Below are 24,633 nucleotides of genomic sequence, written 5' to 3' on the forward strand. Positions count from 1 at the left end.
TATTTATCTGTTAACTGGGAGGAATCATGTATTATGAGTTTAGCACCGCACGGAGGAACATTAATTAATCGGGTAAATGAGCAGTATGATCTTACATCCGTCCAAAAAGAAATTGAGCTTGATTTGATTTCGTTCGCTGATTTAGAGCTGATCGGGATCGGGGGGTACAGCCCGATTGAAGGATTTTTCACAGAAAAAGATTACGTGTCAGTCGTTGAAAATATGCGTCTGGCATCCGGGGTTGTCTGGTCCCTGCCGATCACGCTTCCGGTCGATTCAGAAAAAGCGGCTGAGCTTGCCGTCGGCGACACGGTGAAACTGACTTACGGCGGAGAAACATACGGCGTAGTCGACATCGAAGATATTTATACGCCGGATAAACAAAAAGAAGCCGTTCACGTATATAAAACCGATGATGCCGCGCATCCGGGCGTGAAAAAATTATTTTCACGCGGCGATACGTATGTCGGCGGGCCGATCACATTAGTTAAAAAAGCGTCAAAGCAGTTTCCCGAGTTTACATTTGAACCTGCCGATACAAGACGAAGCTTCGAAGAAAAGGGCTGGAAAACCATTGTCGGTTTCCAAACGAGAAATCCGGTCCACCGCGCCCACGAATATATCCAAAAAACCGCGCTTGAGACGGTTGACGGCCTGTTTTTGAACCCGCTCGTCGGTGAAACAAAATCAGATGACATTCCGGCGGATGTCAGAATGGAAAGCTACCAGGTGCTGCTCGATCATTATTATCCGAAAGACCGCGTGTTCCTCGGCGTATTTTTGGCGGCTATGCGGTATGCGGGGCCGAGAGAAGCCATTTTCCACGCGCTTGTCCGCAAAAACTACGGCTGCACGCATTTTATCGTCGGCCGCGATCATGCCGGCGTCGGTGATTACTACGGCACATATGAAGCGCAAGAGCTTTTTGATCAATTTACAGCGGATGAACTCGGGATTACACCGATGAAATTCGAGCACAGCTTCTTCTGCCAGAAATGCGGCAACATGGGAACGGCCAAAACATGCCCGCATGACAGAGAAGACCACGTCATTCTGTCAGGAACAAAGGTCAGAGAAATGCTGCGAAGCGGCGTCATGCCGCCGGCGGAATTCAGCCGTCCTGAAGTTGTCGAGGTGTTGATTAAAGGGCTGAAAACGAAAGAAGAAGCAGGCGTTTCTTAAGGAGGAAAATAGAGTGACAAATCGTGATATCGTGTGGCATGAAGCCTCAATAACGAAAGAAGAATACCAGCAGAAAAACAAGCATAAAAGCTCTATCCTCTGGCTGACGGGCTTAAGCGGTTCAGGAAAATCCACGATTGCAAACGCCGCAGCGCGCGAGCTGTTTGAACAAGGCTATCAAGTCATCGTGCTTGATGGTGATAACATCCGCCACGGCTTAAACAAGGACTTAGGTTTTTCCGATGATGACCGCAAGGAAAATATACGCCGCATCGGGGAAGTGGCGAAGCTTTTCGTTCAGCAGGGAACCATCGTCATCACGGCTTTTATTTCTCCGTTCCGTGAGGACAGAGATCAGGTGAGAGAGCTTGTGGCGGAGGGCGAATTTAATGAAATCTATGTGAAATGCGACCTCGATATATGTGAAAAGCGCGATCCGAAAGGTTTATATAAAAAAGCAAGAAATGGTGAAATTCCGTTCTTTACGGGGATCGACTCACCGTATGAAGAGCCGAAAGCGCCTGAGCTCGTACTTGATTCAGGCAAATGTGAACGCGAAGAATGCACCGGAAGACTGGTTGACTTTGTGAAAAACAGCTTAGCATAATAGGTCCAAAAAGGCCGCGCAATCAGCCGGATATCCCCCGCAATGGCGGGATATGGTAAAATAGCTGAAGTGCGGCCTCGCGGCTGTTCTGGGAAGATTTCAAAACGGATCGGGGAGACATGCTATGGGGAAAGTATTTATCGTTGGAGCCGGTCCGGGAGATCCGGACTTATTAACGGTGAAGGCAATGAAAGCCATACAGAAAGCGGACGTTATATTATATGACAGATTGGTAAGCAAAGAGATTTTACAGTATGCCGGAGAAGAAGCGGATCTGATTTACTGCGGCAAGCTCCCGGATTTTCACATTATGAAACAGGATACGATCAACCGTTTCCTTGTGAAGTATGCGAAAAAGGGGAAAACCGTTGTAAGGCTCAAGGGGGGCGACCCGTTTGTTTTCGGCCGCGGAGGCGAAGAAGCGGAGGCTCTCGCACAAAACGCCATTCCGTTTGAGATCGTTCCCGGCATTACATCAGGAATCGCGGCTGCTGCTTATGCCGGCATTCCCGTGACGCACAGAGAGGCGAGCTCCAATGTCGCATTCGTTACGGGACATTATAAACAAGAAGACGACTTTGAAGAAAAATGGAAAGCGCTGGCGACGGGCATTGATACGCTGGTGATTTATATGGGAATTAAAAATATCCGGCAGATTGAAAGAATGCTGCTGGAAAACGGCAGAGACGCCGGCACCCCGGCAGCCTTTATTCATTGGGGAACGACGGACAGGCAAAAAACAGTCGTCTGCACCGTCGGCACGCTTTCAGACACAGTGATAAAAGAAGAAATCAAAAACCCGAGCTTAATTGTTATCGGCGATGTCGTCAATTATCACTGCAAACTGGACTGGTATGCATCTGAACAGAAAAATCTGGATTTGAGCGAGGCGTTGTAAATGAAGCAGGCGATTTTATACATCGGGCACGGAAGCAGGCTGAAAAAAGCGCAGACAGAGTCGGCGGCGTTTTTAAAAGGGTGCATGCCGCACGCTGACGCTCCCATTCAGGAAATTTGTTTTTTAGAACTGCAGGAACCGTCTATTGAAGCGGGATTTGAAGCATGTGTCAGACAAGGCGCCACTCATATTGCGGCCGTGCCTTTGCTGCTGTTGACCGCTGCCCACGCAAAACATGACATTCCGGCTGAAATCGCCCGTGCGGCGGCCCTGCATCCCGATATAAAAGTGACATATGGTGTTCCGATCGGAGTGGACGATGAAGTCGTAAAAGCGGTGCATCATCGCATTGAAGATACCGGAGTGCCCATTGAGCAGGCGAAAGTGGTGCTGATCGGAAGAGGAAGCACAGATCCGGCAGTTAAGAACGCAGTCAGTGAGATTGCCGGAAAACTTGAGGCGATTACACCTGTTAAAGAAGTCATCCCTTGTTTTTTAACAGCATGTGATCCGCACTATAAAGAAGTGTTTGCCGGCTTTGAAGAGGATGACGGAGCACCCGTTTTTATCGTTCCATATCTTCTGTTTACCGGGCTTTTAATGACTGAGATTGAACGGGAAGTTCAAAAGCTTCAAACGGTCAATCAAAATGTTCATCTCGCTTCATACTTAGGTTTTCACCCGCATATTAAGCAGGCGTTTTTGAACCGTGTGTCAGAAGCTGTTCGAAACCCCGGCGGTCAGTTTGATTTTAAGGGGGGACAGTATGCTGCCTCTGCACATTAATTTAAGCGGAAAAAGAATTATCATCGCGGGCGGAGGCAATGTTGCCTTAAGAAGGCTCAAAACGGTGCTTCCGGAAGGCGCGGATATTACTGTAATCAGTCCCGATGCCCTGCCCGAAATTAAACAGCTGGCGGATGAAGGGCGCATCCGCTGGGTTTCCCGTAAAATTGAAATGAAGGATCTCGCGCCCGCTTTTTTCATCATTGCCGCGACAAATGACCGCAGCGTGAATCAGGAGATAGCCGCGAGCGCTTCTGAAACGCAGCTGGTCAATTGTGTAAGCGATGCTGAACAGGGCAGCGTGTATATGCCGAAGATCATCCGCAAAGGGCGCATTCAAGTATCCGTATCAACAAGCGGCGCAAGCCCGGCACATACGAAAAGACTGGCTGAGGACTTAGAGCCTCTCATTACTGCTGATTTGGCTGAAGAAGTGGATCGATTATTTGAGAAAAGAAGAAGACCATAAAAAACACCTTGTCTGTCATCAGGCAGGGTGTTTTTTATACTGTCCTCACAGTCCCCGAATGTGAACAATTCAAAACGAAAGCGGGCAGTTTGAACGGTATATGCCGGCAAGCGGTCAGGGTTGCGAAGTGATGCGGAATATGTATCTGATCCCAATTCCGCCTGGATTCCGCCCGCATACAAAGGAAAGGTCAGAGACCCGCCCGGATGTGCTCAGGTGCGGCGAGGGAAGGTGACAGTATCCGCCGCCAAATCAGGTGTGACCGCTTTAATCAGAGACGGCCCCCGGCGGATCAGGCAGACATGACGGGAAACTGATCAGATACTGTATAGATGGTTCTGACGGCTGGGAGAGTGTCGTCTCCGTTTATAAGTAATAAAAAACACCTCCAAGCTGAGTGCGGGTTTCAGCTTGGAGGTGCGTTTATTTTTTCAGCCGTATGACAAGGTCGGCATCAGGTGTGACAAATACGGTATGCTGGCTGTCATAGGTGACAAATCCGGGCTTTGCGCCGTTTGGCTTTTTCACGTGTCTGATTTTTGTATAATCAACGGGAACGGAGCCGGAATCTTTCGCCTTGGAAAAATAAGCGGCGATCGCAGCCGCCTCCAGTATGGATTGTTCATCCGGATCGCTGCTTTTAATCACAACGTGGGAACCGGGAATGTCTTTCGTGTGGAACCATAAATCATCCCTTGCGGCAGCTTTTGTCGTTAAGTATTCATTTTGTTTATTGTTTTTGCCGACAAGAATCGTCAATCCCCGTGAAGATTCATATTGCTCCAAAACAGGAACGTGCTGCTTCTGTTTTTTCTGTCCTCGCTGCTGTTTCGGTCGCAGATATTTGCCTTCCACAAGCTCTTCCCTTATTTCGTGAATATCCTTTGTGGAGGCGGAGGAGAGCTGCTGGATCAGCTGATCGAAATAAGCGATTTCCTCCTCGGCCAGACGGATCTGTTCTTTTACCACCTCGACGGAATTCTTCGCCTTTTGATACTTTGTAAAATACATCTGCGCGTTTTCTGAAGGTGTTTTGTTCGGATTTAAAGGGATGGTCACTGTCTTACTTTCTTCATCATAATAATTGATGACTTCCGCTTCTTTGTCACCTTTTTTCAGCATGTACAAATTCGCCGTCAGCAGTTCGCCGTATAGCTGGAATTCCTTCGCATTTTCTGAGTAGTCGAGCGTCTTTTCCAGCTTTTTTATCTTATTGGCGTTCTTTTTCCGTTCATTTGCGACAAACCGCTCGAGATCCTGAGCCTGCTGTTTGACGCGGTCGCGTTCCGCCTTGCCGAAATAAAACCGGTCCAACAGCTCACTCAGTGAGTGAAAGGTGCGCTCCTCACCGTTTACATGTGTGAGAGACAGGAGATAAAAGTATTCCTTTCCGCCGGCTGTCGTAATGTTCGGTGTAAACCTGCAATCTTTCACGGCATGGAACATTTCAATCAGCGTCTTCGGCAGCGTTATTTTGTTAGCGAGACCCGCTCTGTGCACGGCTTCTTTTGCAAACAGCGGAGAAACACCGGAGAAGTGTCTGACGATCTGCTGGTCAAGCCGTCCTTCCTGAAAACTGAGATAACGCAAAACGTCCTCTTCATCCGCGGCAAGCGGCGAAATTTTTTCCTGAGCGGGAGGAAGCTTGTAATCATATCCCGGCAGAACGGTCCGGTAGCTGTTCATCGACGGAGATAAATGCTTCAGTCCGTCGATGATGGCTCCTTCTCCGTCAGTCAGGATAATATTGCTGTGCCGTCCCATAATTTCAACATACAGTGTTCTGACGGTTTCGTCGCCGATTTCATTTCTGCTTTTTATCCGGAATATCATAATCCGGTCTAATCCGGCCTGTTCTATTTTCTCAATAAATCCGCCTTCTATATGCTTTCTGAGCAGCATACAAAACATCGGCGGCTCGCTCGGATTTTCATAGGCCTGGTTTGTCATGTGCACCCGTGAATAGCTCGGATGCGCCGATAATAATAATTTATGGTTTTTTCCGTTAGCGCGGATATGAAATATCACATCGTGCTTAAAAGGCTGATGGACTCTCGTAATCCGGCCTCCGGCGATCCGGCTGTTTAATTCATGTGTCATTCCGTATGTAAACATGCCATCAAAAGACATATAAAACACCCTTTCCTTCTTCCTGCATTCGATAATTATAGCATGAAAAGGGACGAGTCAGAATAAGCTTGTTTACAGAGTGACATCTCTAAAGCGAGGCAGGGGAGTGGACGAGAAGAATGAAGTTTCATGAAATGGGACAAACCGATTTGCTGAAAGCAACAAATACGTCCATTAAACAGGGGTTGACCGAAAAAGAGGTGAAAAAACGCCTTGAAAAGCACGGACCGAACGAGCTTCAGGAGGGCAAGAGGACACTGGCGATCGCCGTGTTTTTCGCCCAATTTAAAGATTTTATGGTGCTCGTGCTGCTGGCGGCAACCTTAATATCCGGGTTTTTAGGCGAATATGTAGATGCCGTAGCGATTATGGCGATTGTATTTGTCAATGGGGTTCTCGGTTTTTTTCAAGAGCGGCGGGCGGAAAAGTCTTTACATGCATTAAAAGAGCTGTCAACGCCGTATGTGTCAGCGTTGCGGGACGGGAGCTGGAAGAAAATTCAGTCCAAGGAGCTCGTTCCCGGCGATATCATGAAATTTTCAAGCGGCGACCGGATTGGCGCGGATGTGCGGATCGTTGAAGCGAAAAGCCTTGAAATTGAGGAATCAGCGCTGACCGGGGAATCAATTCCGGTGGTTAAACAAGCTGATAAACTGAGAAAGCCGGATGTTTCGTTAGGCGACATCAGCAATATGGCGTTTATGGGTACGATCGTAACGCGCGGCAGCGGTGTCGGCGTCGTCGTCGGTACAGGAATGAATACGGCAATGGGGAAAATCGCCGATATGCTGGAATCCGCCGGCAGCCTTTCGACACCGCTGCAGCGAAGACTTGAAGAGCTCGGCAAAATTTTAATTATCGTCGCGCTCCTTTTAACGGTATTGGTCGTTGCAGTCGGCGTCTTACAGGGACATGAGCTTTACAGCATGTTTTTGGCCGGGGTGTCATTGGCCGTCGCTGCGATTCCGGAAGGGCTTCCCGCCATTGTTACGGTGGCATTATCAATCGGCGTCCAGCGCATGATCAAACAAAAATCAATTGTCAGAAAGCTCCCGGCGGTTGAAACATTGGGCTGCGCCTCTGTCATTTGTTCTGATAAAACCGGCACGCTGACACAAAACAAAATGACCGTCACCCATATGTGGTCAGGGGGAAAAACATTTAAAGTGTCAGGCATCGGCTATGAGCCGGAGGGCGTTTTCACCCGAGATGAGCGGGAAATCAAGCCGAAAGATGAGAAGATTCTTGAACAGATGCTGGTTTTCGGCGCGTTGTGCAACACATCCGAAATCGCACTGAAAGACGGCCATTATGTACTCGACGGCGATCCGACAGAAGGAGCGCTGCTGACGGCTGCAAGAAAGGGCGGCTATTCAAACGATTGGCTCAGCGGGCACTACCGCGTGGTTGCCGAGTTTCCGTTTGACTCCGTCCGCAAAATGATGACCGTCATTGTAGAGGATCAGGAAAAAAAGCAGTTCGTCATCACTAAAGGAGCGCCCGATGTGCTGATTGACCGCTCGTCACATCTGATGTACGACGCAAGAAGCGCGCCATTTTCAGGAGAAAAGAAAGCAGAAACGGAAGCGGTTCTGAAAGAGCTGGCGTCGCAAGCTTTGCGTACGATCGCGATTGCTTATAAACCGCTTAAGCCCGGAGAAAAGCCGACAATGGAGCAGGCGGAAAAAAATCTGACGATACTCGGCTTGTCAGGCATGATTGATCCGCCCCGTCCGGAGGTCAGACAGGCGATTAAAGAATGCCGTGAAGCCGGCATTAAAACGGTTATGATCACAGGGGATCACGTCGAAACGGCAAAGGCCATTGCAAAAGATTTGCGTCTTCTTCCGAAAAAGGGGCGTGTGATGGACGGCAAGACGCTGAATGAGCTTACGGAGAAAGAACTTATCGAAACGGTCGATGATGTCTACGTCTTCGCACGCGTGTCGCCTGAACATAAATTGAAAATCGTCAAAGCGTTCCAGGAAAACGGACACGTCGTCGCCATGACGGGAGACGGGGTTAATGACGCGCCGGCCATAAAGCAGGCAGATATCGGCGTTGCCATGGGCGTGACGGGAACGGATGTGGCAAAGGAAGCCTCTTCTCTCATTCTGGTAGATGATAACTTTGCTACGATTAAATCAGCCATAAAAGAGGGACGGAATATCTATGAAAATATAAGAAAATTCGTCCGTTATTTGCTCGCCTCCAACGTCGGTGAAATTTTAGTGATGCTGTTTGCGATGCTTCTCGCTCTGCCGCTGCCGCTCGTTCCGATTCAGATATTGTGGGTGAACTTAGTCACTGACGGGCTGCCGGCGATGGCCCTCGGTATGGATCAGCCGGAAGGAGACCTGATGAGGCGGAAGCCGCGGCATCCGAAAGAAGGAGTGTTTGCGAGAAAACTGGGCTGGAAAGTCGTATCAAGAGGGTTTTTAATCGGAGCTGCAACCATTTTAGCGTTTATCATCGTCTATCACCGCAATCCTGAAAATCTGCCCTACGCACAGACCGTTGCATTCGCGACTCTTGTCCTGGCTCAGCTTATACACGTGTTTGACTGCCGGAGCGAAACGTCTGTTTTCTCCCGGAATCCGTTTGAAAATATCTATCTGCTCGGGGCCATCATTTCTTCTATCTTCCTGATGGTCATCGTCATCTATTATCCGCCGCTGCAGCCGATATTCAAAACAGTGCCGATTACGCCGGGCGATTGGATGCTGATTATCGGTATGTCGGGCATACCTACTTTTTTGCTGGCGGGTTCACTTTTGACAAGAAAAAAATAATTCCATATGATATAATCTTAGGGGTAATAGCATGTCTATTGCCCTTTTATTTTGATAACGGGAAAGAATTGGGTGTTTCATATGATACGGAGTATGACAGGCTTCGGCAGCGCAAGCAGCACAAAAGGCGATCTCTCGGCAACCGTTGAATTGAAATCCGTCAATTACCGGTTCAAAGAAGTGAACGCCCGCCTGCCACGGCCTTTGCTATATGTAGAGGATAAGCTGAAACAAACGATATTGCAGCATATACAGCGCGGAAGAGTAGAGCTGTTTCTCACTGTAAACAGTGACGCGCTCATAAAAAGAAGCCTGAACATCGATTGGGAGCTCCTTGATGAATATGTGAGCGCCGCACGCGTCATGAAAGAGCGCTACAGCCTGGCCGCAGAACCCGATGCAATGGAGTTCTTTAAATTTGAACATATTGCGCAGATACACGAAGAACAGATGCGTGATGACAAGCTTGAAGAAGTCATCAGGGAAGCCGCTGAGCTGGCTGTAAAGGAACTTTGTGACATGAGGGAAAAAGAAGGACGGCTTTTGGCGGAAGACTGCTTTCTGCACATCGAGCGGCTTGAGACGCTGTCCGAACAGGTGAAAGAGCGCGCTTCTGCCGTTGTTATTCAATACCGCGAGCGTCTTTACGCCCGAATGAAGGAATGGACGGAGGATGCGCTCGACGAAAGCAGGCTGATCACGGAATGCGCCATTTTCGCCGATCGTTCTGATATAACGGAAGAAATTACCAGATTGAAGAGCCATTTTGTTCAATTCCGTGATATATTAAAAGAAGGCGGGGCAGTCGGCCGCAAACTTGATTTCCTTGTTCAGGAGCTTAACCGGGAAGCAAACACGATCGGCTCAAAAGCCAATGATCATCAAATCACAAAGCTTGTCGTTGAAATGAAAAGTTCTATTGAAAAATTGAAGGAACAAGTGCAAAATATAGAATAGCGACTGTGCGTATTGTTTACAGACGGCCTCTTCAGGTTACACTAGAGACGTCTATTTTACAGGGGGAACGTAGAAGATGACGATTAAACTGATTAATATCGGATTTGGCAATATCATCTCCGCCAATCGGATGATTTCGATTGTCAGCCCGGAGTCTGCGCCAATAAAGCGAATGATCCAGGATGCAAGAGACCGCGGAATGCTAATAGACGCTACATACGGACGAAGAACCCGTGCAGTTGTCGTCATGGATAGTGATCACATTATCTTATCTGCCGTCCAGCCTGAGACAGTTGCACACAGACTTTCTGTGAAAGAAGAAATTATGGATGAAGGGCAGGGGTAATTGCCGCATGAAAGAAAGAGGGTTATTAATCGTTCTCTCAGGTCCCTCCGGAGTTGGAAAAGGAACGGTTCGGCAAGCAATATTTTCACAACAGGACACGAAATTTGAATACTCAATTTCAGTCACGACGAGAAACCCGAGAGAGGGCGAGGTCGATGGCGTCGATTATTTCTTTAAATCTAGAGATGAATTCGAACGCATGATTGAAAACAACAAACTGCTTGAGTGGGCAGAATATGTCGGCAACTATTACGGAACGCCCGTTGATTATGTCGAACAGACGCTTCAAGAAGGAAAAGACGTCTTCTTAGAGATTGAAGTGCAGGGCGCGCTCCAAGTGCGGAATGCATTTCCGGAAGGCCTGTTTATCTTCTTAGCGCCGCCGAGTCTTTCTGAGCTGAAAAACAGAATCGTGACAAGAGGAACTGAAACCGACGATTTAATCGAAAACAGAATGAATGCCGCAAAAGCTGAAATCGAAATGATGGACGCGTATGATTATGTCGTTGAAAACGACGATATCCAAACGGCTTGTGATAAGATTAACGCAATCGTTCTCGCCGAGCACTTAAAACGTGAACGCGTCGCTCCGAGATATAAGAAAATGCTGGAGGTAGAATAACTTATGTTAGATCCGTCAATTGACTCTTTAATGAATAAATTAGATTCTAAATATACGCTGGTGACCGTGTCTGCAAGACGCGCGCGTGAAATGCAGATCAAAAAAGACCAGCAGATTGAACATACCATTTCTCACAAATATGTAGGCAAAGCTTTAGAAGAAATTGACGCGGGCCTGCTTTCGTTTGAAAGAGAAGACAGCGAATAACAAGCACACGTAGCAACCTATCTCTACATAGGTTGTTATTTTTTTCCGTTTGGGATTTGTCCAATGCTTTCATAAAGGGGAGAAGACTTCATGAAAAACCGAAACATTTTGCTATGCGTAAGCGGAGGAATTGCCGTTTATAAAGCTTCCGCACTCACGAGCAAGCTGGTTCAGGCCGGCGCAAACGTCAAAGTGATTATGACTGAGTCCGCGCGTGAGTTTGTTTCTCCGCTGACATTTCAGGCGCTGAGCCGGAATGAAGTATATACAGATACATTTAATGAACAAAATCCGAAGGTGATATCTCATATTGATGCCGCTGACTGGGCGGATTTAATTATTGTCGCGCCCGCTACGGCAAATATCATCGGAAAGCTTGCCAACGGAATTGCTGACGATATGCTCACAACGACGGTGCTGGCGGCTGAGGCCCCGGTCTGGGTGGCGCCTGCGATGAATGTCCATATGTATGATCATCCGGCGGTGAAACGGAACATCTCTGTGCTTTATCAGGACGGGGTCCGCTTTATCGAACCGAGTGAAGGCTATTTGGCATGCGGATATGTCGGCAAAGGAAGGCTGGAGGAGCCGGAGCTTATTGTTGAGCGTGTCAGAGAGCATTTTAAGGAGCCTGAAGACGATGCGCCGCTGAAAGGAAAACATATTGTCATTACGGCCGGTCCGACGCGCGAAGCCGTGGACCCTGTCCGCTTCTTCACAAATAAATCCACCGGCAAAATGGGCTACGCCGCTGCTGAAGCCGCCGTCCGTCTCGGGGCACGGGTGACGCTGATTTCAGGCCCGGTGTCAATAGAGCCGCCAGTCGGGCTGTATCAGTTTCTTCCTGTGCAATCGGCAGCCGATATGAGAGAAGCCGTGCTTTCTGTGTTTGATTCATGCGACATGGTGATTAAGACGGCGGCCGTGGCCGATTTTACGCCGGCGGCTGTTTCTGATCACAAAATGAAGAAGAAAGACGGTTCGCTCGTGATCGAATTCAACCGTACAGCAGACATACTGAAAGAACTCGGCGAACGGAAAACACACCAGCTGCTGGTCGGTTTTGCGGCTGAAACGCAAGACGTCGAACGCTATGCGCGCAGAAAACTCGAACAGAAAAACCTTGATATGATCGTTGCGAATGATGTGAAAGCAGAAGGGGCCGGATTTGGCACGGATACGAATGTCGTCACCTTCTATTTCCGGGACGGAAGAAAACGGGAGCTTGCGCTTATGTCTAAACTTGACGTTTCCTTTGAAATGCTGAAGGAAATGACCGCTTTGAAAGCCGAGGACCGAAAACCCGTATGAATGTAGCAGAAGTCATTGTCGATGTCAGCTCCAAAAACATTGACAGACCCTTTGATTACAAAATTCCCGATCATTTAAAAGGGATGATCGAAGTCGGCATGCGGGTGATTGTCCCGTTTGGCCCGCGCAAGCTTCAAGGATTTGTGACCGGTTTGAAAGATTCGTCTGAATTAAACGGCGGCTCAATGAAGGAAGTCGAGAAGCTTCTTGATTTGACGCCCGTTCTGACTGAGGAACTGATGCAGCTGTCTTCATGGCTTTCTGACAAAACGCTGTCGTTTAAAATCACGGCGCTTCAGGCAATGCTGCCCGCCGCACTGAAGGCGAAGTACGAGAAAGAGCTGAAAGTCGTTGACGAAGAAGCACTGACACCGGACATCAAACAGCTTTTCAGGAATCAAAAAAGTCTTTTGTACTCGGATATTACCGATGAAAGCATTCTTTCGTCACTTCAGAAATTCGTGCGCAAAGGAAGCATTGATGTCACATATAAAGTCGCCCAAAAAACGAATAAAAAAATGATCCGCATGATCGAAGCGGGGGCGGACAAAGAAGAACTCGCCCGGCACGCAGATTCATTGACAAAGCAGGCTTCTAAACAGCTCGCCGTACTTACTTATTTTATCGGCGGGGGAGCAAAGATTTCCGCGGCCGAGCTTTGCAAAAAGACCGATTCCAGTTCCGCGACGCTGAAAACGCTTCTTAAAAAGGGGCTTCTTACGGAAAGCTTTGAGGAGGTTTACCGCGATCCTTATCAGGACAGAATGTTCAAAAAAACAGAGCCGCTCTCTCTTACAGAAGAGCAGCAGGCCGCTTTTGAGCCGATTAAACAAGCTGTAGCCGATCATGTCCATCACGTCTTTCTGCTTCACGGCGTCACGGGAAGCGGCAAAACGGAAATTTACCTGCAATCCATTGAGAAAGTGCTGGCAAAAGGACAAGAAGCCATCGTGCTCGTTCCGGAAATCTCGTTGACACCGCAAATGGTCAACCGTTTTAAAGGCCGCTTCGGCTCACAGGTTGCGGTCATGCACAGCGGATTATCCACAGGTGAAAAATACGATGAATGGCGGAAGATTCAGCGCAAGGAAGTCCGGCTTGTCGTCGGAGCCAGATCGGCCATCTTTGCCCCGTTTGAAAATCTCGGCATGATCATTATTGATGAAGAGCACGAATCTTCCTATAAGCAGGAGGAAATGCCGCGGTATCATGCAAAGGACGTAGCCATCCGCCGGGCCGAGCATCACAGCTGTCCGGTCGTCCTCGGGAGCGCCACGCCGACATTGGAGTCATTTGCGCGGGCGAAAAAAGGCGTTTATGAGCTGCTTCCGTTAAAACATCGCGTGAATCGCCAGCTCATGCCTGACGTTTCTCTCGTTGATATGAGAGAAGAACTGAGAAACGGCAACAGATCAATGTTTTCAAGAGAACTGATGGAACAGCTGGAAGAGAAGCTTGCAAAAAAAGAGCAGGCCGTCCTTTTTCTGAATAAACGGGGGTATTCCTCGTTTGTGATGTGCCGGGACTGCGGTTATGTGCCGCAATGTCCGCATTGCGACATTTCGATGACTTATCACCGCTACGGACAAAGGCTGAAATGCCATTACTGCGGCCATGAGGAACCTGTCCCGGGAACATGCCCGGAATGCGGCAGCGAACATATCCGCTTTTTCGGCACGGGAACGCAGCGTGTGGAGGAGGAGCTTACCAAAGTGCTGCCTCAGGCGCGCGTGATCAGGATGGATGTGGACACCACTTCAAGAAAAGGCGCCCATGAAAAACTGTTGTCAGCGTTCGGTGAAGGGAAGGCGGATATCCTGCTCGGTACGCAAATGATCGCAAAAGGGCTTGATTTTCCGAACGTGACGCTCGTCGGAGTATTAAGCGCAGATACGACGCTTCACATCCCTGATTTCAGGGCCGCGGAGAAGACATTCCAGCTGCTGACGCAGGTAAGCGGCCGGGCCGGGCGGCATGAAAAGCCGGGAACGGTGGTCATTCAAACGTATACACCGTCTCATTACAGCATTCAGCTGACGAAAACGCACGACTATGAAACTTTTTTTCAGCAGGAAATGGCGCACAGACGGGCCCAGTCATACCCGCCTTATTATTACGTGGCGCTGGTGACCGTTTCTCATGAAGAAGCGGCAAAAGCCGCGGTCACCGCAGAAAAGATTACAAACTATTTAAGAGCGGGATGCGGGCCTGATACGAAAATTCTCGGGCCGGCGGCTTCCCCGATCGCCAGGATCAAAGATAGATATCGCTATCAATGCGTGATAAAATACAGACAGGAAAACGAGTTGCAGATTCAGTTGAAAAAGATACTGGAGCACTATAAACGCGACATTGCGCAAAAGCATGTCATGATTTCAATCGATATGAATCCGTACATGCTAATGTAACATTAGTTTTTGGAGGGCAAAATTTTGGCTGTGAAAAAAATCGTCACACACCCGGCGGAGGTTCTGGAAACACCCGCTGATGAAGTGACAGTGTTTGATAAAAAATTAAAAAAATTGCTTGACGATATGTACGATACGATGCTCGAAATGGATGGCGTCGGCCTCGCCGCGCCGCAAATCGGCATTTTAAAAAGAGCGGCCGTCGTGGACATCGGTGAAGAAAGCGGCCGGATCGACCTTGTAAATCCGGTTATTCTTGAAAAGAGCGGTGAACAGACCGGAGTCGAGGGCTGCTTAAGCTTTCCCGGGGTTTACGGGGATGTCACCCGCCCGGATTACGTAAAGGTAAAAGCCTATGACCGTAAAGGAAAACCGTTTATTTTAGAAGCGGAGGGTTTTTTGGCCAGAGCCGTTCAGCATGAAATGGATCATTTAGACGGCATTTTATTCACATCAAAAATTACGGCTTACTACACTGAAGAAGAACTGGCAGAAATGGAAGGATGATTGGATGACAAGGATCGTTTTTATGGGAACGCCCGATTTTTCAGTTCCCGTCCTGCGCACGCTTATTGAAGACGGGTATGAAGTGGTTGGTGTCGTTACGCAGCCTGACCGCCCGAAAGGCAGAAAAAAAATCATGACGCCCCCTCCTGTTAAGGCTGAAGCTGAACGTCACGGCATTCCCGTGCTTCAGCCCGAAAAAGTAAGGCTCGAAGAAGAAATAGAAAAAGTGCTCAGCCTGAAGCCGGACCTGATTGTTACGGCGGCATTCGGACAGATCCTGCCCAAGCAGCTGCTGGACGGCCCGAAATACGGCTGTATCAACGTACACGCGTCACTATTGCCTGAATTAAGAGGCGGAGCGCCGATACATTATTCGATTCTCCAAGGCAAGAAGAAAACGGGCGTGACAATCATGTATATGGTTGAAAAGCTTGATGCGGGCGATATGATTTCGAAAATCGAAGTGGAAATTGATGAAACGGATAACGTCGGCACGCTTCACGACAAATTAAGCATAGCGGGGGCAAAGCTTTTGTCAGAGACCGTCCCGAACGTCATTTCCGGAAATATTAAACCGATCAAACAGGACGAATCAAAAGCGACTTACGCGCCTAACATTAAGCGTGAGCAGGAGCGGATTGATTGGGCAAAGCCCGGAGAAGAGATCTACAACCAGATCAGAGGTTTAAACCCTTGGCCTGTCGCCTATACAACTTTGAACGGTCAAAATATGAAAGTATGGGCTTCTGAAAAAGTTGCGGCAAAAACTGAAGCTGCGCCCGGAACAGTCATCCGCACGGAGCAAAACGGCATTGTCGTCGCATCAGGAAACAGCACCGCCCTTTTAATCACAGAGCTGCAGCCGGCGGGAAAAAAACGGATGAAGGGCGAAGATTTTGTAAGAGGCAAAAATGTGCAGCCCGGTGACGTGTTAGGAGAAGCAAATGAAGAAAATTAATGTCCGGGAGCTCGCCCTTGAAGCGCTTGAGAAGCTTGAGCAAAATCAGGCATACAGCAACCTGCTTCTTACATCGGTTATCAAAACGAACACGCTCAGCGATCAGGACAGAGGACTGCTGACAGAGCTTGTCTACGGAACACTGCAAAATAAAATCGCCTTAGACTACATGCTGAAGCCTTTTATCCGCAAGCCGAATAAAGTGAAGCCATGGGTGATTCAGCTGCTTCGTCTGTCCGCGTATCAAATGGAGTATTTAGAAAAAATACCGGATCGCGCCGCCATTCATGAAGCGGTTGAGATCGCCAAAAAACGCGGGCATAAGGGCATTGCGTCCTTTGTCAACGGCATCCTCCGCTCCCTGCAGCGTGAAGGGGCGCCGTCATTCGCTGAAATTGAAGACCCGGTTCTCCGTCTTTCCACAGAGACAAGCCATCCCGAGTGGCTCGTAAAAGAGTGGGTCGAGGCGTACGGCTTTGAGGCAGCTGAAAAGATCTGCCGGATTCATCTCATTCCGCCGAAGCAGACGCTCCGTGTCAATCACATAAAGAGCGACAGGGAAACGGTGCTGAATGAGATGGAGAATGCCGGTCTTGAAGCTGAAGCCGGAGACCTTTCTCCTGATGCGATTAAGCTTTTAAAAGGAAGCATCGCGAACACGGCATTTTTCCAAAACGGCCGGGTATCCATACAGGATGAAAGCTCAATGCTTGTCGCGCGGGCGCTGGACCCGAAGCCGGGCGAAACCGTTTTAGACGCATGCGCCGCACCGGGCGGAAAGTCGGCTCACATTGCGGAACTGATGGAGAACGAGGGGAGCCTCACATCGCTTGATCTTCACCGCCATAAAGTGAAGCTGATTAAAGAGGGCGCAGAACGGCTCGGGCTTACGATCATCGACGCACAAACGATGGATGCGCGAAAAGCGGGAGAGGCCTTTGGCGCAGAACGGTTTGACCGTGTTCTCGTTGATGCCCCTTGCTCAGGTTTCGGCGTCATCAGAAGAAAACCCGATATGAAATATACGAAGACGCCGGAGGACAGCAGACGGCTGTCAGAAATCCAGCTCGGCATTTTAAGGGAAATCGCCCCATTAGTAAAAAAAGGTGGCACACTCGTATACAGTACGTGTACAATGGACCGGACAGAAAATGAAGAAGTTATGCATGCGTTTATACAAGAACACCCTGAGTTTGAACCCGATTTGTCTCTTGAAAAGCGGCTGCCTGAAAAGGCGAGACCCTTTGTTCAGGATGGAAGCCTTCAAATTCTTCCGCATTATTTCGGAACAGACGGTTTCTTTATTAGCAGCATGAGAAAGAAGGGATAAAAAATGACACAATTAAAAAAGACAAGCGTACGGAAAGAGCTGCGGACTGAGCAGCCGTCCATTTACTCTTTTGAATTAGATGAAATCAAACAATGGCTGACCGAGAATGGCGAAAAGCCGTTCCGCGCAGCACAGATTTTTGAATGGCTCTATGAAAAGCGGGTTTCTTCATTTGATGAAATGACAAACCTCTCAAAAAGCCTGCGTGAAAAACTCGAGAGCAATTTTGTGCTGACAACGCTGAAAACGGCTGTAAAACAGACATCTCAAGACGGCACGATGAAATTTTTATTTGAGCTTCATGACGGTTATACGATCGAAACGGTTTTAATGAGACACGAGTATGGTAATTCTGTATGTGTAACGACACAGGTCGGCTGCCGGATCGGCTGCACATTTTGCGCGTCAACGCTCGGCGGACTGAAACGGAATCTTGAAGCGGGAGAAATCGTCGCTCAAGTCGTGAAAGTGCAAAAGGCGCTTGATGAAACGGATGAACGCGTCAGCTCAGTCGTCATCATGGGAATCGGAGAGCCGTTTGATAATTTCAATGAAATGCTCGCTTTCTTAAAAATCATTAACCACGATAAAGGGCTGAACATCGGAGCGCGTCATATCACAGTTTCCACCAGCGGAATCATTCCGAAGATTTACGATTTCGCCGATCAAAAAATGCAGATCAATTTCGCGATTTCTCTGCATGCTCCGAATACGGAAATCAGAAGCCGTCTGATGCCGATTAACAAAGCCTATAAGCTTCCTGACCTTATGGAGGCCGTCAAATATTACATCGAGAAAACAGGCAGACGGATCAGCTTTGAATACGGGCTGTTCGGCGGCGTTAATGATCAGGTCGAACATGCAGAAGAGCTTGCAGAACTGTTAAAAGACGTGAAATGCCATGTCAATTTAATTCCGGTAAACTATGTGCCTGAACGGGATTACGTCCGCACACCGAGAGATCAGATTTTCGCATTCGAAAAAACGTTAAAATCCCGCGGTGTAAATGTCACGATCAGAAGAGAGCAAGGCCATGACATTGACGCGGCCTGCGGTCAGCTTCGCGCGAAGGAGCGTCAAGACGAGACGAGGTGAAGAGGTTGATTACAGCCTTGAAAACAGATACAGGTAAAGTCCGCCGGCATAATGAAGATGCGGCGGGCATTTTCACAAAAGAAGACGCGGTGCTTGCGGTTGTCGCCGACGGCATGGGCGGTCATCTTGCCGGAGATGTAGCGAGCAGGATGGCGGTTGCGGCGATGGAAGAGCAGTGGAACCGGACCGAAACGGTTCCATCTCTGCCGTCTGCTTGCGAGGATTGGCTGAAAGACCGGATTCATGAGGCGAATGTCAAAGTACATGACCACGCTAAAGCGAATGAAGAATGCCGGGGAATGGGCACCACTGTTGTTTGCGCCTTATTCACCGGGAAGTTTGTCACTGTGGCTCATATCGGTGACAGCCGGTGCTACCTGCTTCAAGAGGGGGAATTCACTCAGCTGACTGAGGACCATTCGCTTGTGAATGAGCTGGTCAAGACAGGAGAAATTTCAAAAGAGGACGCCGAGCACCATCCGCGGAAAAATGTATTGACGAGAGCGCTGGGGACAGATGAAACCATCAGTCCCGACGCCCGTTCTTTTGAACTGTCTGACGGCGATCAGCTGCTTTTATGCTCTGACGGACTGTCAAATAAAATAGAAGATCACGAGATCAAACAAATGCTTCAAGCCGAATCTGATCCTCAGGAAAAAGTAGACCTTCTCATCAGCAAAGCGAATCAAAACGGCGGCGAAGATAACATCACGGCTGTGTTGATTGAGTTTTCCGCAGATGCAAAAGAGGGTGAAGACAAGTGCTAACCGGCAAGCGGATCAGCGGGCGTTATCATATCCTCCGGCCCATTGGCGGCGGCGGTATGGCAAACGTTTTTTTAGCTGAGGACATCATTCTCGAACGTGAAGTCGCAATTAAAATTCTGCGGTTTGACTTTGTGAATGACATTGATTTTATCAGGCGTTTCAGAAGAGAAGCACAGTCGGCATCAAGCCTCGATCATCCGAATATCGTCAGTATTTACGATATCGGGGAGGAAGGCGATATTTATTACATTGTCATGGAATATGTGGAAGGCATGACATTAAAGGAATACATAAACGCACACGGACCGCTTCATCCGAAAGAAGCGCTGTCCGTTATGGAGCAGATCGTCTCGGCCATCGCCCATGCCCATCAAAACCATATCGTGCACCGGGATATTAAACCGCACAATATATTGATAGATCATTTAGGGCATATCAAGGTGACGGATTTCGGCATCGCCACAGCGCTTACGTCTACGACAATCACACATACGAATTCTGTGCTGGGCTCGGTTCATTATTTGTCTCCGGAGCAGGCGAGAGGCGGTCTGGCAACGAAAAAATCAGATATTTACGCGCTCGGCATCGTGCTGTTTGAGCTTTTAACAGGTAAAATCCCTTTTGACGGAGAATCAGCCGTCAGTATAGCGCTAAAGCATCTGCAAACAGAAACGCCTTCCGCCAGAAAGTGGAACCCTTCCATTCCGCAGAGCGTCGAAAACATTATTTTAAAGGCAACCGCTAAAGACCCGTTTCACCGCTATGAAAGCGCCGAGGACATGGAAGCGGACATCAGAACGGCTTTTGACGCCGGCAGGCTGAATGAACAAAAATTTTCCGTGCCGGATGATGAGGAAATGACAAAAGCCATTCCCGTTATTACTGACGGCGCAAAAGCCGCGCCTCAGGCGGAAACGCCGGGGGAGACGGATGATAAGGAACAGCAGCCCGCCAAAAAGAAAAAACGGAAATGGCCGTGGGTTTTGCTGGCCGTCTGTTTCATTTTCATTATGGCGGCTGTTCTTGCGGTCACCGTGTTTCCGTCTTTGTTTATGCCTAAAGATGTAAGCGTCCCCGACGTACGGGGCATGAAGTACGAAAAAGCGGAAGCCCTGCTTGAAAAGAACGGGCTCCGGGCGGATCCTGATATAACGGATATTGAAGATGAAAAAATAGAAGAGGAATTAATGGTCAAAACGGACCCAAAAGCGGGGTCTACCGTTAAAGAAGGCTCTTCTGTAAAACTGTACAAAAGCATCGGAAAACCGAAAACCCAGCTGATCGACGTGAAAGGGCGGCAGATCGGCGACGCAAAAAAAGCGCTGAAGGAAAAAGGCTTCAAACATGTCAATGTCAAAGAAGAGAACGATGACAGCGAGGCCGGCACTGTAATTGATCAGAACCCGTCAGCCGGCACCGATATGGTCGCAAGCGACGATGAAGTCAATCTAACGGTCAGCCTCGGCCCCGCGGATGTTACGCTGAGGGACTTAAAGACTTACAGCAAAGAAGCGGCTTCAGGGTATCTTGAAGATAACGGCCTGCAGCTTGTTGAAAAACAAGCCCATTCAGATGACGTGCCGGAAGGACAAGTCATGAAGCAAGAGCCGGCAGCCGGCACTGCGGTTAAGCCGGGAAGTAATGTTGAAGTGACGTTCTCGCTCGGACCTGAAGAAAAACCGGCGAAAACGGTAAAAGAAAAAATCAGCATTCCTTACGAACCCGAACATGAAGGGGACGAGCTTGAAGTGCAAATCGCCATCGATGATAAGGACCACAGCATCTCTGATACGTATGACTCATTTAAAATAAAAGAGCCGACTGAAAAAACAATCGAACTGAAGATTGATCAGGGACAGAAGGGGTATTATCAAGTGATGGTCGATCATAAAGTCGTCAGCTACAAAACGATTGAATACCCGAAAGATAATGACTGACAAGGAGGGACCCTATGCCTGAGGGCAAAATTATAAAAGCGTTAAGCGGATTCTATTATGTCTTGGATGAATCACAGGACAAGATCATTCAATGCAGGGGCCGGGGCATTTTCAGAAAAAATAAAATAACGCCCCTGGTCGGCGATTATGCCGTTTATCAGGCTGAAAATGATAAAGAAGGCTACCTGCTGGAAATCAAAGAACGAACAAACGAGCTGATCAGGCCGCCGATTTCAAATGTCGATCAGGCCGTTCTTGTCTTTTCTGCCGTTCAGCCGGCGTTCAGCACGTCTTTATTGGACCGTTTTCTCGTCCTTGTGGAAGCCAACGGCATTCACCCGATCATCTGCATAACCAAAATGGACTTAGCTGCAGAAGGGGAATCGAAAGAGGCGATACTTTCTTACGTGAAAGACTATCAGGCGATCGGTTATGACGTATATGTGACGTCATCAAAAGAAAACAGCGGCTTAACAGGCATTGTGAAACACTTCGAGAACAAAACAACGGTGTTTGCCGGTCAGTCCGGAGTCGGAAAATCTTCGCTTTTAAATGCGATCAGCCCGGAGCTTGAGCTGAAAACAAACGAGATTTCCACGCATTTGGGACGCGGAAAACATACGACGCGCCATGTGGAGCTCATTCATACATCAGGCGGTCTGGTTGCGGATACTCCGGGGTTCAGTTCGCTTGAATTTACCGGCATTGAGGAAGAAGAGCTGGGCAGCACGTTCCCTGAGATCAGAGAAATAAGCGCCTCTTGCAAATTCAGAGGCTGTCTGCATCTTAAAGAGCCGAAATGCGCGGTAAAGCAAGCGGTGGAAGAAGGAGAGATTCAGCCGTACCGCTATGAGCATTACAAAGAATTTATGCAGGAAATAAAAGAGAGAAAGCCGAGGTATTAATATGATTAAGGTTGCGCCATCAATTCTTTCCGCCGATTTTGCTTCACTGGGCGAGGAAATTAAAGACGTGGAAAAAGGAGGGGCGGACTATATCCATATTGATGTCATGGATGGCCATTTCGTCCCTAACATTACAATCGGGCCGCTTATCGTTGAAGCCGTCCGTCCGGTGACTGATCTGCCGCTGGATGTCCATCTTATGATTGAAAACCCGGACCGCTACATCCCGGCATTCGCAAAAGCCGGTGCGGACATCCTTTCCGTTCATGCTGAGGCGTGTCCGCATCTTCACCGGACCATTCAATTGATAAAAGAGCAGGGAGTAAAAGCGGGAGTTGTGCTCAATCCGCATACGCCCGTCCAAATGATTGAACATGTGATCGAGGAGCTTGACCTTGTGCTGTTAATGACGGTTAACCCCGGTTTTGGCGGACAGCGCTTCATTCATTCGGTTCTGCCGAAAATCCGTCAGGTCAAACAGCTGGCTGAGGAGAAAGGCCTGTCTGAGCTTTTAATCGAAGTGGACGGAGGCGTTAATAAAGAAACAGCCCCTTTATGCACTGAAGCGGGCGCCAATCTGCTTGTTGCCGGGTCTGCCGTATATAATCAGCCGGATCGGAAAAAAGCCATCGCTGACATCCGAAACGCGTAATAAACATGCTGAAAAAGAGCCCGGTGAAAGCCGCCGGCTCTTTTCGCGTCTAAGAGAGAGGAAAACATATGAAGACAATCAATATCGTTGCGGGCGGCCCGCGGGAACTTATTCCCGATTTATCCGAATACACAGACGGAGATACAACGTGGGTCGGAGTCGATAAAGGGACGGTTGCTCTTTTGGAAGCCGGAATCATTCCGCAGGAAGCTTTCGGTGATTTTGACAGCATTACGGAAGAGGAGCTCATGCAGATTCAAAAAGCGGCGCCGGCCCTCCATGTGTATCAGGCGGAAAAAGATTATACCGATCTTGAACTCGCCCTTGACTGGGCTTTACAAAAAGAACCGGAAACCATTCGGATATTCGGTGTGACGGGCGGAAGAGCCGATCATTTTTTAGGGAACATCCAGCTGCTGTATAAAGCCTTACATAAGAATACCGATGTCGAGCTGATCGACCGGCAGAATGACATTCAGATGTTCGGGCCCGGCCGTTATACAATTGAAGAAAAAGCGCGCAGACGCTATATTTCTTTCATTCCGTTTACGGAAGCGGCAGACGGCCTGACACTCGACGGTTTTAAATATCCCCTTGATAATTGTCATATTCCTCTGGGTTCCACACTATGTATTAGTAACGAACTCATTCATTCACGAGGTACTTTTTCGTTTGCAAAAGGCATATTAATAATGGTAAGGAGCGCGGATTAGAAAAGCGGCTTCTGCCATATGCGGAAAAAACCATGAATCCTAAAGTGATGAACGCAGCGGATACGGGACTTATAGGAGGGGACAAAATGAAATTTTATACCATTAAATTGCCGAAGTTTTTAGGAGGAATTGTCCGGGCGATGCTGGGCTCATTTAGAAAAGAGTAAGCCCAAGAAGCTGAAATTGCCCTCTTTGAACGCATAAAAAACGCCTGCCGCATAAAAGGGCAGGCGTTCATTTTTGCTTATACACGCTCAACTTTACCGGATTTTAAAGCCCGGGCAGATACATACACTTTTTTAGGTTTGCCGTCAACAAGGATGCGGACCTTTTGAAGGTTGGCGCCCCAAGTACGCTTAGAAGCGTTCATTGCGTGAGAACGGTTGTTTCCGGCTTTTGTTTTTTTACCTGTAATAAAACATTTACGTGCCATTTGTTTCCCTCCTAACTGCGCGAAACATCTTTTCAAACATAGTGTCTCAGATGCTTTCGTTATACAATACTTTAAATAATTTACCACAGCTAAAAACCGTTTGCAACTATTGTTTCCCTTACTTTCAAGAAAAATCACTTGACATGTAAAACCAATCACATTTCCGCGCTGAAGGCCGCTGTCTGTATCTTTTCTTTTCATAATGGGATACATATAGTAGAATAATGATAACTCTATGCATCTGAAGGAGGAACCTGTGTGTCCATTGAAATGAAGACAAAATACGGACAGATTGATATATCCAACGAAGTCATCGCAATGGTTGCCGGAGGCGCTGCCATTGACTGTTACGGAATAGTGGGGATGGCCTCAAAAAACCAGATTAAAGACGGTTTGTCTGAAATCCTCCGGAGAGAGAACTTCGCAAAAGGCGTACATGTCCGTCAGGAAGCCGAACAAATACATATCGACATGTACATTATTGTCAGCTACGGCACTAAAATATCCGAAGTAGCCCACAATGTTCAGACGAAGGTAAAATACACAGTAAATCAAACAATCGGACTTGCAGTTGATTCTGTAAATATTTATGTCCAAGGCGTACGAGTAACGAACCCGTAG

The 24,633-nt window shown here is 48.3% G+C and carries 25 protein-coding genes; 23 read left to right on the top strand and 2 right to left on the bottom strand.

Annotation, left to right across the window (positions count from 1 at the left end):
• Positions 1-33: 33 nt before the first annotated feature.
• The 5 genes from sat (at position 34) to V7728_RS08695 (ending at position 3,942) form a co-directional block, all read left to right on the top strand.
• On the top strand, positions 34-1,182 hold the full coding sequence (gene sat / locus V7728_RS08675) for a sulfate adenylyltransferase (protein WP_007409738.1): 1,149 nt from the start codon (positions 34-36) through the stop codon (positions 1,180-1,182).
• 13 nt (positions 1,183-1,195) lie between these two features.
• Positions 1,196-1,789 carry an adenylyl-sulfate kinase gene (gene cysC / locus V7728_RS08680; protein ID WP_007611313.1) on the top strand — a complete coding sequence of 198 codons (594 nt, stop codon included), beginning with the start codon at positions 1,196-1,198 and terminating at the stop codon, positions 1,787-1,789.
• 124 nt (positions 1,790-1,913) lie between these two features.
• Positions 1,914-2,687 (top strand): uroporphyrinogen-III C-methyltransferase, encoded by a 774-nt coding sequence (cobA, locus tag V7728_RS08685; protein WP_007409740.1) that lies wholly within the window; start codon positions 1,914-1,916, stop codon positions 2,685-2,687.
• Positions 2,688-3,473, top strand: coding sequence for a sirohydrochlorin chelatase (locus tag V7728_RS08690; RefSeq protein ID WP_099566735.1), 786 nt, complete (start codon positions 2,688-2,690; stop codon positions 3,471-3,473).
• Positions 3,454-3,942 (top strand): precorrin-2 dehydrogenase/sirohydrochlorin ferrochelatase family protein, encoded by a 489-nt coding sequence (locus V7728_RS08695; RefSeq protein ID WP_076424117.1) that lies wholly within the window; start codon positions 3,454-3,456, stop codon positions 3,940-3,942. The genes V7728_RS08690 and V7728_RS08695 overlap by 20 nt, the downstream gene beginning before the upstream one ends.
• 423 nt (positions 3,943-4,365) lie before the next feature.
• Here V7728_RS08695 and V7728_RS08700 read toward each other — a convergent pair whose 3' ends face one another.
• A complete protein-coding gene (locus V7728_RS08700; RefSeq protein WP_031378752.1) occupies positions 4,366-6,072 on the bottom strand; it encodes an Rqc2 family fibronectin-binding protein in 1,707 nt (568 codons plus the stop codon).
• A gap of 119 nt (positions 6,073-6,191) precedes the next feature.
• On the opposite strand from V7728_RS08700, the gene V7728_RS08705 reads away from it, so the two are divergent.
• From V7728_RS08705 to spoVM, 17 genes are all read left to right on the top strand, one after another.
• A complete protein-coding gene (locus V7728_RS08705; protein ID WP_099566736.1) occupies positions 6,192-8,864 on the top strand; it encodes a calcium-translocating P-type ATPase, SERCA-type in 2,673 nt (890 codons plus the stop codon).
• Between the two features lie 81 nt (positions 8,865-8,945).
• On the top strand, positions 8,946-9,821 hold the full coding sequence (locus tag V7728_RS08710) for a YicC/YloC family endoribonuclease (RefSeq protein ID WP_007409745.1): 876 nt from the start codon (positions 8,946-8,948) through the stop codon (positions 9,819-9,821).
• A 76-nt stretch (positions 9,822-9,897) separates the two neighbouring features.
• Complete coding sequence (remA, locus tag V7728_RS08715; RefSeq protein WP_003154355.1) at positions 9,898-10,167, top strand: extracellular matrix/biofilm regulator RemA; 270 nt, start codon at positions 9,898-9,900, stop codon at positions 10,165-10,167.
• 7 nt (positions 10,168-10,174) lie between these two features.
• On the top strand, positions 10,175-10,789 hold the full coding sequence (gene gmk, locus V7728_RS08720; protein ID WP_003154347.1) for a guanylate kinase: 615 nt from the start codon (positions 10,175-10,177) through the stop codon (positions 10,787-10,789).
• Positions 10,790-10,792: 3 nt separating this feature from the next.
• Positions 10,793-10,996 (top strand): DNA-directed RNA polymerase subunit omega, encoded by a 204-nt coding sequence (gene rpoZ / locus V7728_RS08725; protein ID WP_003154346.1) that lies wholly within the window; start codon positions 10,793-10,795, stop codon positions 10,994-10,996.
• A 90-nt stretch (positions 10,997-11,086) separates the two neighbouring features.
• A complete protein-coding gene (coaBC, locus tag V7728_RS08730) occupies positions 11,087-12,307 on the top strand; it encodes a bifunctional phosphopantothenoylcysteine decarboxylase/phosphopantothenate--cysteine ligase CoaBC (protein ID WP_003154345.1) in 1,221 nt (406 codons plus the stop codon).
• Entirely contained in the window at positions 12,304-14,715 is a 2,412-nt protein-coding gene (priA, locus tag V7728_RS08735) for a primosomal protein N' (protein WP_039063083.1), read from the top strand. Before coaBC ends, priA begins: the two co-directional genes overlap by 4 nt.
• A 24-nt stretch (positions 14,716-14,739) precedes the next feature.
• Positions 14,740-15,222 (top strand): peptide deformylase, encoded by a 483-nt coding sequence (gene def / locus V7728_RS08740; protein WP_012117530.1) that lies wholly within the window; start codon positions 14,740-14,742, stop codon positions 15,220-15,222.
• 4 nt (positions 15,223-15,226) lie between these two features.
• The gene (gene fmt, locus V7728_RS08745) at positions 15,227-16,180 is read left to right on the top strand and encodes a methionyl-tRNA formyltransferase (RefSeq protein ID WP_012117531.1); all 954 of its coding nucleotides are present in this window, start codon (positions 15,227-15,229) and stop codon (positions 16,178-16,180) included.
• Positions 16,167-17,510: a 16S rRNA (cytosine(967)-C(5))-methyltransferase RsmB gene (gene rsmB / locus V7728_RS08750; protein WP_043021074.1), complete on the top strand. Its 1,344-nt coding sequence runs from the start codon at positions 16,167-16,169 to the stop codon at positions 17,508-17,510. The genes fmt and rsmB overlap by 14 nt, the downstream gene beginning before the upstream one ends.
• Before the next feature lie 3 nt (positions 17,511-17,513).
• Positions 17,514-18,605, top strand: coding sequence for a 23S rRNA (adenine(2503)-C(2))-methyltransferase RlmN (gene rlmN / locus V7728_RS08755; RefSeq protein WP_003154339.1), 1,092 nt, complete (start codon positions 17,514-17,516; stop codon positions 18,603-18,605).
• A 5-nt stretch (positions 18,606-18,610) separates the two neighbouring features.
• Positions 18,611-19,372 carry a Stp1/IreP family PP2C-type Ser/Thr phosphatase gene (locus V7728_RS08760; protein WP_007409750.1) on the top strand — a complete coding sequence of 254 codons (762 nt, stop codon included), beginning with the start codon at positions 18,611-18,613 and terminating at the stop codon, positions 19,370-19,372.
• Positions 19,366-21,309, top strand: a complete 1,944-nt coding sequence (pknB, locus tag V7728_RS08765; RefSeq protein WP_099566737.1) for a Stk1 family PASTA domain-containing Ser/Thr kinase — start codon at positions 19,366-19,368, stop codon at positions 21,307-21,309. The genes V7728_RS08760 and pknB overlap by 7 nt, the downstream gene beginning before the upstream one ends.
• 14 nt (positions 21,310-21,323) lie before the next feature.
• The gene (gene rsgA, locus V7728_RS08770) at positions 21,324-22,214 is read left to right on the top strand and encodes a ribosome small subunit-dependent GTPase A (protein WP_025284714.1); all 891 of its coding nucleotides are present in this window, start codon (positions 21,324-21,326) and stop codon (positions 22,212-22,214) included.
• 1 nt (position 22,215) lies between these two features.
• Positions 22,216-22,866: a ribulose-phosphate 3-epimerase gene (gene rpe, locus V7728_RS08775; RefSeq protein WP_025284715.1), complete on the top strand. Its 651-nt coding sequence runs from the start codon at positions 22,216-22,218 to the stop codon at positions 22,864-22,866.
• A gap of 68 nt (positions 22,867-22,934) precedes the next feature.
• Positions 22,935-23,579, top strand: coding sequence for a thiamine diphosphokinase (locus V7728_RS08780; protein ID WP_022553357.1), 645 nt, complete (start codon positions 22,935-22,937; stop codon positions 23,577-23,579).
• 86 nt (positions 23,580-23,665) lie between these two features.
• Positions 23,666-23,746, top strand: a complete 81-nt coding sequence (gene spoVM / locus V7728_RS08785; RefSeq protein WP_003154329.1) for a stage V sporulation protein SpoVM — start codon at positions 23,666-23,668, stop codon at positions 23,744-23,746.
• Positions 23,747-23,823: 77 nt separating this feature from the next.
• Here the strand turns inward: spoVM and rpmB are convergent, their stop codons facing one another.
• Positions 23,824-24,012 (bottom strand): 50S ribosomal protein L28, encoded by a 189-nt coding sequence (gene rpmB / locus V7728_RS08790; RefSeq protein WP_003154328.1) that lies wholly within the window; start codon positions 24,010-24,012, stop codon positions 23,824-23,826.
• A 258-nt stretch (positions 24,013-24,270) separates the two neighbouring features.
• Between rpmB and V7728_RS08795 the strand changes: the two genes are divergently transcribed.
• Positions 24,271-24,633 (top strand): Asp23/Gls24 family envelope stress response protein, encoded by a 363-nt coding sequence (locus tag V7728_RS08795; protein WP_003154327.1) that lies wholly within the window; start codon positions 24,271-24,273, stop codon positions 24,631-24,633.

Source organism: Bacillus sp. JHAA, assembly GCF_036961585.1.
In the GTDB taxonomy this organism is placed as follows: Bacteria; Bacillota; Bacilli; order Bacillales; family Bacillaceae; genus Bacillus; species Bacillus velezensis.

What these genes read in the sequence shown, in the direction of transcription:
- rsgA (WP_025284714.1), top strand. Translation starts at nt 21,324, where the DNA reads ATGCCTGAGGGCAAAATTATAAAAGCGTTAAGCGGATTCTATTATGTC.
- remA (WP_003154355.1), top strand. Translation starts at nt 9,898, where the DNA reads ATGACGATTAAACTGATTAATATCGGATTTGGCAATATCATCTCCGCC.
- sat (WP_007409738.1), top strand. Translation starts at nt 34, where the DNA reads ATGAGTTTAGCACCGCACGGAGGAACATTAATTAATCGGGTAAATGAG.
- cobA (WP_007409740.1), top strand. Translation starts at nt 1,914, where the DNA reads ATGGGGAAAGTATTTATCGTTGGAGCCGGTCCGGGAGATCCGGACTTA.
- V7728_RS08700 (WP_031378752.1), bottom strand. Translation starts at nt 6,072, where the DNA reads ATGTCTTTTGATGGCATGTTTACATACGGAATGACACATGAATTAAAC.
- fmt (WP_012117531.1), top strand. Translation starts at nt 15,227, where the DNA reads ATGACAAGGATCGTTTTTATGGGAACGCCCGATTTTTCAGTTCCCGTC.
- V7728_RS08705 (WP_099566736.1), top strand. Translation starts at nt 6,192, where the DNA reads ATGAAGTTTCATGAAATGGGACAAACCGATTTGCTGAAAGCAACAAAT.
- V7728_RS08695 (WP_076424117.1), top strand. Translation starts at nt 3,454, where the DNA reads ATGCTGCCTCTGCACATTAATTTAAGCGGAAAAAGAATTATCATCGCG.
- rsmB (WP_043021074.1), top strand. Translation starts at nt 16,167, where the DNA reads ATGAAGAAAATTAATGTCCGGGAGCTCGCCCTTGAAGCGCTTGAGAAG.
- rpe (WP_025284715.1), top strand. Translation starts at nt 22,216, where the DNA reads ATGATTAAGGTTGCGCCATCAATTCTTTCCGCCGATTTTGCTTCACTG.
- V7728_RS08780 (WP_022553357.1), top strand. Translation starts at nt 22,935, where the DNA reads ATGAAGACAATCAATATCGTTGCGGGCGGCCCGCGGGAACTTATTCCC.
- rpmB (WP_003154328.1), bottom strand. Translation starts at nt 24,012, where the DNA reads ATGGCACGTAAATGTTTTATTACAGGTAAAAAAACAAAAGCCGGAAAC.
- gmk (WP_003154347.1), top strand. Translation starts at nt 10,175, where the DNA reads ATGAAAGAAAGAGGGTTATTAATCGTTCTCTCAGGTCCCTCCGGAGTT.
- priA (WP_039063083.1), top strand. Translation starts at nt 12,304, where the DNA reads ATGAATGTAGCAGAAGTCATTGTCGATGTCAGCTCCAAAAACATTGAC.
- rlmN (WP_003154339.1), top strand. Translation starts at nt 17,514, where the DNA reads ATGACACAATTAAAAAAGACAAGCGTACGGAAAGAGCTGCGGACTGAG.
- V7728_RS08690 (WP_099566735.1), top strand. Translation starts at nt 2,688, where the DNA reads ATGAAGCAGGCGATTTTATACATCGGGCACGGAAGCAGGCTGAAAAAA.
- rpoZ (WP_003154346.1), top strand. Translation starts at nt 10,793, where the DNA reads ATGTTAGATCCGTCAATTGACTCTTTAATGAATAAATTAGATTCTAAA.
- coaBC (WP_003154345.1), top strand. Translation starts at nt 11,087, where the DNA reads ATGAAAAACCGAAACATTTTGCTATGCGTAAGCGGAGGAATTGCCGTT.
- V7728_RS08710 (WP_007409745.1), top strand. Translation starts at nt 8,946, where the DNA reads ATGATACGGAGTATGACAGGCTTCGGCAGCGCAAGCAGCACAAAAGGC.
- spoVM (WP_003154329.1), top strand. Translation starts at nt 23,666, where the DNA reads ATGAAATTTTATACCATTAAATTGCCGAAGTTTTTAGGAGGAATTGTC.